Raw genomic sequence first — 13,083 nt, 5'->3', positions numbered from 1 at the left:
GCTTTTGCGGCATGCGCCATCTTGAAAAAAGCAGCCTGCACTTCGGTAATAGCGCATAAGCGGGTGTCCTTTGTTTGTTGGATTCGTTGGATGGATGTGTTTGGCTGCCCGCGGCCTGTGCCGGCAGAACACGCAAAATACAGACGCATCGGGCGATTTCAACGCGGCAGGCGGCGCGGCAGGCGGTAAAAAAAGGTAAAGCGGAGGCCGTCTGAAAAATAGGCGGTCTGAAAGCGCGGCTGCGGCGCGGCCAAAAAAAACGCGCAAGACAGGGCAGGGCGGCATTTTGTCGGCGGCTGCCGCATCTGTTATCCTTTGCGCCATGAGTACACGTTTCCCCGCCTTCCCGCTTCTGCGCTGCGCCGCCGCCCTCGTGCTGGCTGCCTGCGCCTCGTCTTCCCCTTCCTCTTCCGACGGCTACTACCGCGTGCAGCGCGGCGACACGCTCAACCGCATCGCCGCGCGTTTCGGCCAAAGCCCCGCCACACTGGCCAAATGGAACAATCTGGGCGACCCGTCGAAAATCGCCGTCGGCCAGCGTTTGCGCGTCGGCAGAAACGCCCCCGCCGCCGCGCCGCACAAGCCCGCCGAACGCGGCAGCGGCAGCACGCTCGCGCCGAGCAACAAGCTGCGTTTCGCGCCGCCCACGCCCAACCCCGTCATCGCCCGTTTCGGCGGCGGCAACAAGGGCATCGATTTTGCCGGACAGTCGGGCGACCCCGTGCGTGCGGCAGCGGGCGGGCGCGTGGCCTATGTGGGTGACGGCGTGCGCGGCTACGGCAATCTGGTGCTGATCGCCCACGGCAACGGCGTCATCACCGCCTATGCCCACAATTCGCGCATTCTGGTGAAAAAAGGCCAAACCGTGCGTACCGGCGACACCGTCGCCGCAATGGGCAGCAGCGACGCCGAGCGGGTAAAACTGCATTTCGAGGTGCGCATTTCCGGCAAGGCGGTGAACCCCGAGCCTTATCTGCCGCCGCTGAAAGCCGCTTCGCCCGTGCCGTTTCCCGCCGTGCCTGCGGCCAGCGCGCCCGCAGCGGCCAACCCGCCCGCCGCGCCAACAGTTCAGCCTGCGCCGCCCGCAGCGGTCGGTACGCCTGCCGCACCCGCCGTTCAGGCCGCGCCGCCGATGCAGAACATGCCGCCCGAAGAGGCCGCCTCCGCCGCTGCGCCCGTGCAATAACCGGCCATGCTTGCGCATATTTTGTAGAGGCCGTCTGAAATCCGTCTGAAATCCGTTTTGCCGACCCGATGCCGACCGCCTCCGCCGAAACAGGTTTTGGCTGCGCCGAAGCCGTGCTTTCAGACGGCCTGGGCGCGTTTGCCCGCCCGCCGCTGTTTTTCCCCGTCCCAATCGGCTAAAATGCCGCCGATTTTTTTTCCCCGACATCCCGTTTTCAAAAAAAGGAAAAGCCATGCGTTACCTGCTCCCCCTCATCGCCCTTGCCGCCCTCTCCGCCTGTTCGTGGGAAACCTATAAAGATGCCGGCGGCCACACCGCGCTGCGCCAGAAATACCCCAACGGCACCGCTATTTCCTATCAGGACGGCACTTATTCGCGCAATATGCGCAACAACCAATACCGCCCCGAACAGCACGCCGTGCTGCCCGAAAACGGCGGCAAAAGCAACGACGACGAAGTGCGCGGCACGCACTGGCAGAAAATCCGTGCGCAGTAACGCGCCGCAGCGGCACAGGCCGTCTGAAAAAGCGTTTTTCAGACGGCCTGTGCCTTATTTCGAACGATAAGGACGAACCATGCATCCCGAACTCAATATCGTCATCCTCGCCGCCGGCAAAGGCACGCGCATGTATTCCCAAATGCCCAAAGTGCTGCACGAAATCGGCGGCATGCCCATGCTCGCGCGCGTGATCGACACCGCCGCCGCCCTCAAGCCCACGCAAATCTGTGTTGTGGTCGGCCACGGCAAAGAACAGGTCTTAAACACCATCAAACGCGATGTCGTCTGGGCGGAGCAGACCGAACAGCTCGGCACCGGCCACGCCGTCAAAACCGCCCTGCCGCACCTGCCCAAAAACGGCCGCACCCTCGTGCTTTATGGCGACGTGCCCCTTACCGACACCGCCACCCTGCAAACCCTGCTCGATGCAGCCGGCGACGGTGTCGGCCTGCTCACCGACGTATTGCCCGACCCCACCGGCTACGGCCGCATCATCCGCAACCAAGAGGGCAATGTGGTTGCCATCGTTGAAGAAAAAGACGCGAATCCCGAACAAAAAGCCGTGAAAGAAACCAACACCGGCATTCTTGTTCTGCCCAATGCCAAACTCGAAAACTGGCTCGGCCGCCTTTCCAGCAACAACGCCCAAGGCGAGTATTACCTCACCGACCTCATCGCGCTGGCCGTTTCAGACGGCATCGCCGTTACCCCCGTGCAGGTGCGCGCCTCCCACCTTGCCGCAGGCGTGAACAACAAAATCCAGCTTGCCGAACTCGAGCGCATTTTCCAAGCCGAACAAGCCCAAGAGCTGCTCAAAGCCGGCCTCACCCTGCGCGACCCCGCCCGTTTCGATTTGAGAGGCCGTCTGAAACACGGCCAAGATGTCGTGATCGATGTCAACGTCGTCATCGAAGGCGAAGTCGAGTTGGGCGACAACGTCGAAATCGGCGCAAACTGCGTCATCAAAAACGCCAAAATCGGCGCAGGCAGCAAAATCTCCGCCTTCTCCCACCTCGAAGACTGCCAAACCGGCCAAGACACCCGCATCGGCCCCTACGCCCGCCTGCGCCCCAACGCCAACCTTGCCGACGGCGTGCACATCGGCAACTTCGTCGAAGTCAAAAACGCCACCCTCGGCGCGGGTACGAAAGCCAACCACCTCGCCTACATCGGCGACGCCACCGTCGGCAGCAAAACCAACTTCGGCGCAGGCACCATCATCGCCAACTACGACGGCGTGCACAAACACCACAGCCGAATCGGCGACGAAGTGCGCATCGGCTCCAACAGCGTCATCGTCTCGCCCGTAACCATCGGCAACCGCGTTACTACCGGCGCAGGCAGCGCGATTACCCAAGACTGCCCCGAAGGCAAACTCGTCCTTGCCCGCGCAAGGCAGGCCGTGATCGAAGGCTGGGTGCGCCCCGAAAAAGAGCAGAAATAGGTTTTAACTTCGTTGAAGCTGCGCTTTCAGACGGCCTTTCGCGCTTGGGCGGCAGGAGGCCGTCTGAAAAACCGTTTCCCTTTCGCCCCGCGTCCGTCTGAAAGTCAGCGGCGCGGTTTTACCAACGGAGCAGCCGCTCCAATCTGATACTAAGGAACTTCTATGTGCGGTATCGTCGGCGCAATACGCGCCAAACACAATGTCGTCGATTTTTTAACCGACGGCCTCAAACGCCTCGAATACCGGGGCTATGACTCTTCGGGCATCGCGGTCAACGCCAAGGGCAGAATCAAGCGCGTGCGCCGTGTCGGCCGCGTGCAGCTGATGGAAGACGCCGCCCGCGAAAAAGGCGTGTTCGGCCACATCGGCATCGGCCACACCCGCTGGGCGACCCACGGCGGCGTTACCGAGCCCAACGCCCACCCGCATATTTCGGGAGGCATGATTGCGGTGGTGCACAACGGCATCATCGAAAACTTCGAGGCCGAGCGCGAACGCCTGCAAGGCTTGGGCTATACCTTTGAATCGCAAACGGATACCGAAGTCATCGCCCACAGCGTCAACCATGAATACGCGCAAAACGGCGGCGATCTGTTTGCCGCCGTTCAGGCTGCCGCCGCGCGTTTTCACGGCGCGTATGCGATTGCCGTGATGGCGCAGGATCGGCCGTCTGAAATGGTGGTCGCCCGCATGGGCTGCCCGCTTCTGGTGGCCTTTGGAGATCAGGAAACCTTTATCGCCTCCGACGTTTCCGCCGTCATCGCCTTCACGCGCCGCATCGCTTATCTGGAAGACGGTGATATCGCCCTCTTGAGTGCAAACGGCATTGAAAAACTCACCGACAAAACCGGCAATCCCGCCGAGCGCAAAGTGAAAGTGTCCGAACTGTCGCTGGCCTCGCTGGAACTGGGCCCGTACAGCCATTTCATGCAGAAAGAAATCCACGAGCAGCCCCGCGCCATTGCCGACACCGCCGAAGTGTTCCTCGACGGCGGCTTCGAGCCGGAAAACTTCGGCGCGAACGCCCGCGACGTGTTCGGCCAAATCCGCAGTATCAAAATCCTTGCCTGCGGCACCTCGTATTATTCCGCGCTCACCGCCAAATACTGGCTCGAATCCATCGCCAAAATCCCCACCGATGTGGAAATCGCCAGCGAATACCGCTACCGCGACGTGATTGCCGACCCCGAGCAGCTTGTGATTACGATTTCGCAGTCGGGCGAAACCCTCGACACGATGGAAGCCCTGAAATACGCGCAGTCGCTGGGGCAGAAGCACAGCCTTTCGATCTGCAACGTGATGGAATCCGCCCTGCCGCGCGAGAGCGAACTCGTGCTGTACACCCGCGCCGGCGCGGAAATCGGCGTGGCCTCCACCAAAGCCTTCACCACCCAGCTTGTCGTGCTGTTCGGACTGGCGGTAACGCTGGGCAAACTGCGCGGCCACGTTTCAGACGACCTTGCCCGCGCCTACACCGAAGAATTGCGCCAACTGCCCGGCAGCATCCAGCACGCGCTCAACCTCGAGCCGCAGATTGCCGCATGGGCGCAGAAGTTCGCCAAAAAAGACAGCGCACTGTTTCTGGGGCGCGGCATCCACTACCCCATCGCTCTCGAAGGCGCGTTGAAACTCAAAGAAATCACCTACATCCACGCCGAAGCCTATCCCGCAGGCGAGCTCAAACACGGCCCGCTCGCGCTGGTGGACGAAAACATGCCCGTGGTGGTAATCGCGCCCAACGACAGCCTGTTGGACAAAGTGAAAGCCAATATGCAGGAAGTGGGCGCGCGCGGCGGCGAGCTGTTTGTGTTTGCCGATTTGGACAGCAATTTTGCCGAATCCGCAGGCGTGCACGTGATCCGCACCCCGCGCCACGCGGGCGTGTTGTCGCCGATTGTGCACACCATCCCCGTGCAGCTTCTGGCCTACCACGCCGCCCTCGCACGCGGCACCGACGTGGACAAGCCGCGCAATCTGGCCAAATCGGTAACGGTGGAATAAGGCGCAGAGGCCGTCTGAAAAAAGGAAACCGTTTTTCAGACGGCCTTTTTGCCGTGCAACGGCAACCCTGTACACCATCCGTAGCAGCCTGCGCCGCTTGCGTAGGTCTGTGCGCGGGAACGCTTGGCCGTATGGAACACAAGAGGCCGTCTGAAAGCGCAGCTTCAACGAAGTTAAAACCGTAAAACACGTTTTTCAGACGGCCTTTCCCTGCCCAAACCGCCGCCGTTTGAGAAAAAAGCCCCGAAATGCCATAATGCCGCCCGTTTGCAACAGCCCGCTTCACGGGGGACAAAGCCATGAACATCACCGTCATCGGAGCAGGCGCGTGGGGCAGCGCGCTAGCCATACACTTCGCCCTGCACGGCAACCGCGTCTCCCTGTGGACGCGCAGCCGCGAACAAACCGCCGCCATGCAGGCCGAGCGCGAAAACACACGCTACTTCCCCGGCTTCCCCTTCCCCCCCGCCATTACCGTACATACCGAACTCGCCCAAGCCCTGAGCGGCAGCGGCCTCGTCATTGCCGCCACCCCCGTCGCCGGATTGCGCGGCGCAGCCGAACAAATCCAAGCCGCCGGATACGGACAACTGCCCATCCTCGCCGCCTGCAAAGGCTTCGAGCTCTCCACCGGCCTGCTCCCCCATCAGGTGCTGCGCGAAATCCTGCCCGCAAACAACCGAACAGGCCTGCTTTCCGGTCCCAGTTTCGCCCAGGAACTCGCCCGACAGCTCCCCTGCGCCGTCGTCCTCGCCTCCGAAAACGAAGCCTGGGTGTCCGGCCTCGCCCGCGAACTCAACACCGCCATTCTGCGCCTTTATGCCAACACCGACACCGTCGGTGTCGCCGTCGGCGGCGCGGTGAAAAACGTCATGGCCATCGCCACCGGCCTTTCAGACGGCCTCGGCTACGGCCTCAACGCCCGCGCCGCCCTCATCACGCGCGGCCTCGCCGAAATGACCCGCCTCGCCGCCGCCCTCGGCGCGGAACAAAAAACCATGATGGGGCTGGCCGGCATGGGCGACCTCATCCTCACCTGCACCGGCGCGCTCTCGCGCAACCGTCAGGTCGGCCTCGGCCTCGCCTCCGGCAAACCGCTCGCCGAAGTCCTCGCCGAACTCGGCCACGTCGCCGAAGGCGTGCCAGCCGCCGAAGAAGTCCTCAAAACCGCCCGCCGCCTGCACACCGACATGCCCGTAACCCAAACCCTGGTCGAACTCCTGCGCGGCGAACTCGACGCCCGCCACGTCGCCGAACGCCTGATGCTGCGCGAAACCAAAGCCGAATAAACCACAGCCCGTCTGAAAACACTTTTTCAGACGGGCCGGGGGTTGTTTGCAATTGGTCTGCGTAGCGGATTTTGCGTCATAAGGCGACAGATGCAAGGCGCAAACCGCAGCAAGGTTGAACACCTTGCGGGGATTTGCAACGCGGCAGATGCCTCCTTATGACGTAAAAGCCACCGCAATACCAATTGCCAACAGCCCCTCATGGAGCAAACATGAACGAACACCTCGAAAAACTCGAAGCCCGCGTCTACCAGCTTACCCAGAAATTCGACACCCTCCTGGGCGAAAACCGCAAACAGCAAATCGAAAACGTCCGCCTCAAAGCCGAACAGAAACGCCGCGACGACCAGCACCAGGCCGCCGTGGACGAACTGAGCGAAGCCCTGCTCGTGCAAGTGGACAAACTCAAAGAAAACCTGCAAAGCAAAATCGACAAACTCGAAGCCGAAAACCGCGCCTACCGCGCCCTGCTCGAACAGGCCGCCGCCGAAATCCGCCGCGTCCTCGCCCGCCTGCCGCAGCAGAGGCCGTCTGAAAACGAAACCGGCAACAGCAAAGGAACAAACGAATGAGCCGCACCGAACAAATCCCCGTCAGCGTCATGGGGCGCACATTCAGCATCGGCACTCCCGAAAGCGAAAAAGACATCCTCATGCAGGCCGTCGCCCTGCTCAACCAGAAAACCGAAGCCGTCAAAAGCGGCGGGCGCATCGTCGAAACCGACAAAATCCTCATCGTCGCCGCCCTCAACGCCATCCACGACCTCTTGAAAATATCCATACAGGACGGTTTGGCAATCGGCGATTTTGAGCGTAGAATAAGCGACATGGTTCAAGCCTGCGACAAAGCACTCGCCAAAGTGCCCTGAGGCGGCAGACCAAACAGTTTTTCCCTGCGGCGTGCGCCAAGGCATACATTCCTTTGAACCAATAAGTTCGCTTCAGGTCGTCGGGAGTGCGGCGGGCGCGAGCGTTCCTTTGGAAACGCACCCGAAGCCGTCCGAGACGGCCGCCTTGTTTGACAAGGTTCAAGCGGATTGAGCTGAAACGCCGCCTGCGGGGAATCCCCGAAAAAAAGCACCGCATCAAGGCGGTGCTTTTCCTTTCCCACCGCCCGCAGCGCATTGACAGAAGTCCGGCAACACTCTAAAATCCGCAGCTTTCTATATCTCTATTGGATTAACCCTATGAAAACCTTTTCAGCCAAACCGCACGAGGTGAAGCGCGAATGGTTCGTTATCGACGCGCAGGACAAAGTCCTCGGTCGCGTAGCAGCCGAAGTCGCCAGCCGCCTGCGCGGCAAACACAAGCCCGAATACACCCCGCATGTTGACACCGGCGACTACATCATCGTCATCAACGCCGACAAACTGCGTGTAACCGGCGACAAATTCGAAGGCAAAAAATACTACCGCCACTCCGGCTTCCCCGGCGGCATCTACGAGCGCACCTTCCGCCAGATGCAGGAAAAATTCCCCGGCCGCGCATTGGAAAAAGCCGTGAAAGGCATGCTGCCCAAAGGCCCCCTGGGTTACGCCATGATCAAAAAACTGAAAGTGTATGCAGGTGCGGAACACACCCATGCCGCACAACAGCCCAAAGTTTTGGAATTGAAATAAGGACGCAACATGAACGGTAAATACTACTACGGCACAGGCCGCCGCAAAAGTTCGGTTGCCCGCGTATTCCTGCAAAAAGGCAGCGGCCAAATCATCGTGAACGGCCGCCCCGTCGACGAATTCTTCGCCCGCGAAACCAGCCGCATGGTCGTGCGCCAGCCCTTGGTTCTGACCGAAAACGCCGAAGCCTTCGACATTAAAGTCAACGTTATCGGCGGCGGCGAAACCGGTCAGTCCGGTGCCATCCGCCACGGCATCACCCGCGCCCTGATCGATTATGACGCCGCGTTGAAACCCGCCTTGTCCCAAGCCGGTTTCGTTACCCGCGACGCGCGCGAGGTGGAACGTAAAAAACCCGGCCTGCGCAAAGCCCGCCGCGCCAAACAGTTCTCCAAACGCTAACCGGATGTTTGTCAAAACCCTGCCTTCGCGGCAGGGTTTTTGCGTTTGTGTTATCGGTGTGTTATCGGGCAGCGTTCGGGAAGTCGTATCCCTGATGCGGGCTATGCGGATGGTGATGTGTCGCACGACGGCTGGGAACGGATTGAGGCCGTCTGAAAACGCGGTTTCGGTGCAGCCAAAAACGTTTTTCAGACGGCCTCTATGTGTTTCGGAATGGGTGGGCGTTTGTGTGCGGTTGGCTGATGCTGTTTTATGGCGGAACAAAATAAGAAATCCATCATACAGATTGCGTAGGGTGGGTCTTGAGCCACCATTTCCAATAATACAGATAGTTGTATTTAAAGGAGCAACTGTTATTGGTGGGTCGAGACCCACCCTACACAAACCGGATGCTTTCTATTTTTTTCCATATGCGGACGGCGGCATGTGCATGGGCGGGAGCGGATTGAGGCCGTCTGAAAAACGTTTTTGGCTGCGCCGAAACCGCGTTTTCAGACGGCCTCTATCCGTTTCGGGACGGGCATTTTCGTTGTTTCTGTATGCCGCCGCGTTTCAGGCGGAAATCATGGTGCCGATGCCTTCGTCGGTGAGGGTTTCCAGCAGCAGGGCGTTGGGGGTGCGGCCGTCGATGATGTGGACGGCTTTGACGCCGTGGGTTGCGGCGTCGAGCGCGGATTGGATTTTCGGCAGCATGCCGCCAAAGAGGGTGCCGTCGGCGGTCAGTTCGGCGATGCGGCGGGTGTCGAGGCGGGGGAGCAGGCTGCCGTTTTTGTCCATGACGCCGCCGGTGTTGGTCATCATCAGCAGTTTTTCGGCCTGCATTTCTTCGGCCAGTTTGCCGGCCACCAAATCGGCGTTGATGTTGAAGGCCGCGCCGTTTTCGTCTTCGCCGACGGGGGCGATGACGGGGATGCCGCCGTGGGCGATGATGTGGCGCACGAGTGCGGTGTCGATGGCGGCGACGGTGCCGACTTGGCCGATGTCCGCGCTTTTTTGTCCGGGGATGTCGAGCAGCAGTTTTTGTGCGCGGATGAAGCGGTCGTCGCGGCCGGTGATGCCGACGGCGCGGCCGCCGCTGCGGTTGATGAGGGAGACGATTTCTTTGTTGACCGATCCGCCGAGCACCATTTCAACGATTTTCATGGTTTCGGCGTCGGTTACGCGCATGCCTTGGACGAATTCGCCTTTTTTGCCGATTTTTTCCAGCATTTCGTTAATCTGGGGGCCGCCGCCGTGGACGATGACGGGGTGGATACCGATCATTTTGAGCAGGACGGTGTCGCGGGCGAAGCCTTCTTTGAGGTGTTGTTCGGTCATGGCGTTGCCGCCGTATTTGATGACGAAGACGCTGCCGGCGAAGCGGCGGATGTAGGGCAGGGCTTCGGACAGGACGGCGGCTTTGAGTGCGGCGGGGGCGTTGGGGGTGGTCATGTCGGGTTCTCCTTGTTTGCAGTAGTTGCGGGGTGGTTGCGACCGTCCCCGCCAGTACCCCTTCGGGGCATAAACGCGGGGATGACGTTTCTGAAAACGGGGAAACGGGTTTTTGGCTGCGCCGAAGCTGCGCTTTCAGACGGCCTTTGTTACGGGGGCAGGGTGTGTGGTACAGGCCATGCAGGCGGTTCATGCTGTTTGGCACCGCACGGATTCGTTGTGCGGCATAAAACGTGTGCGTCGCTGGGGCAACACACCCTGCCTGAATATATTAGAGGCCGTCTGAAAAACGGATTTTGGCTGTGCCGAAGCTGTGTTTTCAGACGGCCTCTTGCCATGCACGCGTTCTTTGCCGCTTCAACAAATCCGCGCTTTTTCCGACAAGCCAAACCGCGTGCGTGGCTGCGCCACACACTCTACCTAAACGGCAAGAGGCCGTCTGAAAAACGGGTTGCCGCGCATGCAACTTGTGCTGTCTGACACACGGATTCGTTGTGCGGCATAAAACGTGAGCGTTGGCTTGGGGCAACACACCCTGCCTGAATATCAGAGGCCGTCTGAAAACGGAGAAGGGGGTTTTTTCAGACGGCCTCTTCCTGGCTGTTGAGCTGTTTGAGCAGTTTGTCTGCTTTGTCGGGGTCTTCGTTGCGCAGGATGCGCAGGATGTCTTGTTCGAGGCGGTCGATGCTGCTGTGGATGACGATGTCTTTTACGGCGAGGATGTTGTTGGTGTTCATGGAGAAGCTGCGCAGCCCCATGCCCAGCAACAGGCGGGTGTAGAGGGTGTCGCCGGCCATTTCGCCGCACAGGGAGACGGGTTTGTTCATGCGGTGGGCGGTGCGCAGGATGTGGGCGAGCAGGCGCAGGATGGCGGGGTGGGCGGGCTGGTAGAGGTAGCTGACGGCGTCGTCGCCACGGTCGACGGAGAGGGTGTATTGGATGAGGTCGTTGGTGCCGATGGAGATGAAGTCGGCGTGTTTGAGCAGGCTGGACACGGTGAGGGCGGCGGAGGGGATTTCGATCATGCAGCCGGCCTGCACGCTGCCGAAGGTTTCGCCGCGTTCGGCGAGCTGGCGGCGGGCGGTGTCGAGGTGGACGCGGCATTGTTTGATTTCGTCCACGGAGGTGATCATCGGCCACATGATTTTGACGGGGCCTTCGGTGGCGGCACGCAGGATGGCGCGCATCTGGGTGCGGAACATGACGGGTTCGGCCAGGGAGAGGCGGATGCCGGTGAGGCCGAGGGCGGGGTTGAGGCTGCCGTTGGGGGTGGCGTTTTGGCCGAACCAGCGGGGGTTTTTGTCTACGCCCAAGTCGACGGTGCGGATGGTGAGGGGTTTGCCTTTGAGTTTTTTTACGAGGTTGGCATAGACGGCGTATTGTTCTTCTTCGTCGGGCAGGGTGTCGCGGTTGAGGTAGAGATATTCGCTGCGGAAGAGGCCGACGCCGTCGCCGCCGAGGGTGTGCAGGGCTTTGATGTCGTCGGCGGTTTCGATGTTGGCGGACAGTTCGATTTGGGTGCCGTCGGCGGTGGTGGCGGCGGTGTTTTTGAGTTTGTTCAGTTCGCGCTGTTTGCTTTTGTAGGCGCGCAGGCGGCGGCGGTATTCGGCGGTTACGATGTCGTCGGGGTTGATGATGAGGATGCCGTTGATGCCGTCCACAATCACCCATTCGTGTTCGCTGATGAGGCTGCGGGCGTTGGAGAGGCCGATGACGGAGGGGATGTCGAGGCTGCGGCCGAGGATGGCGGTGTGGCTGGTGGGGCCGCCGGCGTCGGTTACGAAGGCGGTTACGCGCTGTTCTTTGAATTGGACGGTGTCGGCGGGGGAGAGGTCGTTGGCGATGAGGATGGTGTCGTCGAGGAGGTTGGCGTCGAGGTTGAGCTCGTTGCCGCTGCCGATGAGGTTGTTGTGGATGCGTTCGGCCACTTGCAGCATGTCTTGTTTGCGCGCCCGCAGGTATTCGTCGTCCATGGCGTCAAACTGGGCGGACAGGCGGTCGGTTTGGATTTTTAACGCCCATTCGGCGTTGATCTGCTGCTCTTCGATGATGTCGGCCGGTTCGCGCGAGAGGGTTACGTCGGTGAGCAGCATCAGGTGCAGGGAGATGAACGCGCCCAGTTCGGTAGGGGCGTTTTCGGGAATCGCGCTGCGGATTTGTTCGAGCTGGCGGCGGGTGGTTTTCACCGCCGCTTCAAAACGCGCGATTTCGGCGGCGGTTTCGTTTTCGGCCAGCGTGTATTGCGGCACTTCGCCGCGCCCGCGCACAACCAGATGGGCGCGGCCGATGGCGATGCCTTTGCCCGCCGCCACGCCGTGCAGCACGATGCCCATATTATTCTCCTTCGCCGAAACGGTCGTTGATCAGGCCGGCCAGTGCCTGCATGGCGGCGGTTTCGTCCGCGCCGTCGGTTTCCAGCGTAACCGTGCTGCCTTTGGCGGCGGCGAGCATCATCAGCCCCATGATGCTTTTGCCGTTGACGCGCTGCCCGTTGCGCGTTACCCAGACTTCGCTTTTGAAGGGGGAGGCCGTCTGAACGAATTTGCTGGACGCGCGGGCGTGCAGGCCGAGTTTGTTGATGATTTCGATGTCTTGTTTGAGCATGGTTTCAGCTTTCTGTTTCGCCCGCCCGGGTAACGGCGATGATGCCGTTTACGGCGGCTTGGCGCACCGATTCGGTGAAGTTTTCCAGATTGTCCGCGCCGACGCAGTATTGCACGGCCTTGATAAGCATTGGCGCGTTCAGGCCGGTGAGCATGGCGACCCGGCCGGGCACGACCAGCTTGCGCGCGCCGTTGCACGGGGTTGCGCCGAAGATGTCGGCCAGCACCAGCGTGCCGTTTGGGGCGGCGGTTTCGTCGATGAGGGCACTGATGCGGCGGATGACGTCTTCGTGGTCTTCGGTGCGCGCCACGCCGAGGATGCGCACGCAGGCGGGCACTTCGGGGAAAAAATGGCAGGCCAGCTCCGCGTAGGCTTTGCCGAGGGTTTCGTGGGTTACGATGATGATGCCGATCATGATGTGTTCCTGCGGCCGTTTTGTTTTTTCAGACGGCCTTTTGGTGTTGTGGGAAGCGGCATTATATGGGAAACGCGTCCGGGCGGCACGTGCGCGGCTTGCGCTTGGGGAAGGATTGGAGTCCGTCTGAAAGCGAAGTTTCGGCGCAGCCAAAACCTGTAAAACGGGTTTTCAGACGGCCTCTTGCCGTTAGG

General features: G+C 60.8%; 13 protein-coding genes and 1 other RNA gene. 10 read left to right on the top strand and 4 right to left on the bottom strand.

The features are described 5' to 3' along the window. Positions 1-322 precede the first annotated feature (322 nt). From H3L91_RS09935 to rpsI, 10 genes are all read left to right on the top strand, one after another. Positions 323-1,186, top strand: a complete 864-nt coding sequence (locus H3L91_RS09935; protein ID WP_050783143.1) for a murein hydrolase activator EnvC family protein — start codon at positions 323-325, stop codon at positions 1,184-1,186. A gap of 232 nt (positions 1,187-1,418) precedes the next feature. Then, entirely contained in the window at positions 1,419-1,682 is a 264-nt protein-coding gene (locus H3L91_RS09930) for a hypothetical protein (protein WP_007343701.1), read from the top strand. A 79-nt stretch (positions 1,683-1,761) separates the two neighbouring features. Continuing rightward, positions 1,762-3,129 carry a bifunctional UDP-N-acetylglucosamine diphosphorylase/glucosamine-1-phosphate N-acetyltransferase GlmU gene (glmU, locus tag H3L91_RS09925; protein ID WP_007343700.1) on the top strand — a complete coding sequence of 456 codons (1,368 nt, stop codon included), beginning with the start codon at positions 1,762-1,764 and terminating at the stop codon, positions 3,127-3,129. A gap of 162 nt (positions 3,130-3,291) precedes the next feature. After that, a complete protein-coding gene (gene glmS, locus H3L91_RS09920) occupies positions 3,292-5,130 on the top strand; it encodes a glutamine--fructose-6-phosphate transaminase (isomerizing) (protein WP_007343698.1) in 1,839 nt (612 codons plus the stop codon). Positions 5,131-5,429: 299 nt separating this feature from the next. Next, positions 5,430-6,419, top strand: coding sequence for an NAD(P)H-dependent glycerol-3-phosphate dehydrogenase (locus tag H3L91_RS09915; protein WP_007343696.1), 990 nt, complete (start codon positions 5,430-5,432; stop codon positions 6,417-6,419). Between the two features lie 212 nt (positions 6,420-6,631). Next, positions 6,632-6,991 (top strand): hypothetical protein, encoded by a 360-nt coding sequence (locus tag H3L91_RS09910; RefSeq protein ID WP_007343695.1) that lies wholly within the window; start codon positions 6,632-6,634, stop codon positions 6,989-6,991. Next, a complete protein-coding gene (locus tag H3L91_RS09905) occupies positions 6,988-7,287 on the top strand; it encodes a cell division protein ZapA (protein WP_007343694.1) in 300 nt (99 codons plus the stop codon). The genes H3L91_RS09910 and H3L91_RS09905 overlap by 4 nt, the downstream gene beginning before the upstream one ends. Before the next feature lie 18 nt (positions 7,288-7,305). Beyond that, a non-coding RNA gene (gene ssrS / locus H3L91_RS09900) (6S RNA) lies at positions 7,306-7,485 on the top strand. A gap of 120 nt (positions 7,486-7,605) precedes the next feature. Next, positions 7,606-8,037: a 50S ribosomal protein L13 gene (rplM, locus tag H3L91_RS09895; RefSeq protein WP_007343693.1), complete on the top strand. Its 432-nt coding sequence runs from the start codon at positions 7,606-7,608 to the stop codon at positions 8,035-8,037. A 9-nt stretch (positions 8,038-8,046) separates the two neighbouring features. Then, a complete protein-coding gene (gene rpsI, locus H3L91_RS09890; protein WP_007343692.1) occupies positions 8,047-8,439 on the top strand; it encodes a 30S ribosomal protein S9 in 393 nt (130 codons plus the stop codon). Between the two features lie 552 nt (positions 8,440-8,991). Here the strand turns inward: rpsI and argB are convergent. The 4 genes from argB to H3L91_RS09870 form a co-directional block, all read right to left on the bottom strand. Further along, complete coding sequence (gene argB, locus H3L91_RS09885; RefSeq protein ID WP_007343691.1) at positions 8,992-9,870, bottom strand: acetylglutamate kinase; 879 nt, start codon at positions 9,868-9,870, stop codon at positions 8,992-8,994. A gap of 581 nt (positions 9,871-10,451) precedes the next feature. Beyond that, positions 10,452-12,203: a phosphoenolpyruvate--protein phosphotransferase gene (gene ptsP, locus H3L91_RS09880; protein WP_007343689.1), complete on the bottom strand. Its 1,752-nt coding sequence runs from the start codon at positions 12,201-12,203 to the stop codon at positions 10,452-10,454. A gap of 1 nt (position 12,204) precedes the next feature. Beyond that, positions 12,205-12,474, bottom strand: a complete 270-nt coding sequence (locus H3L91_RS09875) for an HPr family phosphocarrier protein (RefSeq protein ID WP_007343688.1) — start codon at positions 12,472-12,474, stop codon at positions 12,205-12,207. A 4-nt stretch (positions 12,475-12,478) separates the two neighbouring features. Beyond that, a complete protein-coding gene (locus tag H3L91_RS09870; RefSeq protein ID WP_007343687.1) occupies positions 12,479-12,889 on the bottom strand; it encodes a PTS sugar transporter subunit IIA in 411 nt (136 codons plus the stop codon). Positions 12,890-13,083: the final 194 nt, after the last annotated feature.

This window comes from Neisseria bacilliformis (assembly GCF_014055025.1).
In the GTDB taxonomy this organism is placed as follows: Bacteria; Pseudomonadota; Gammaproteobacteria; order Burkholderiales; family Neisseriaceae; genus Neisseria; species Neisseria bacilliformis.
The sequence above is the reverse complement of the archived record's forward strand: the minus strand, read 5'-3'. Positions and strand labels throughout refer to the sequence as shown.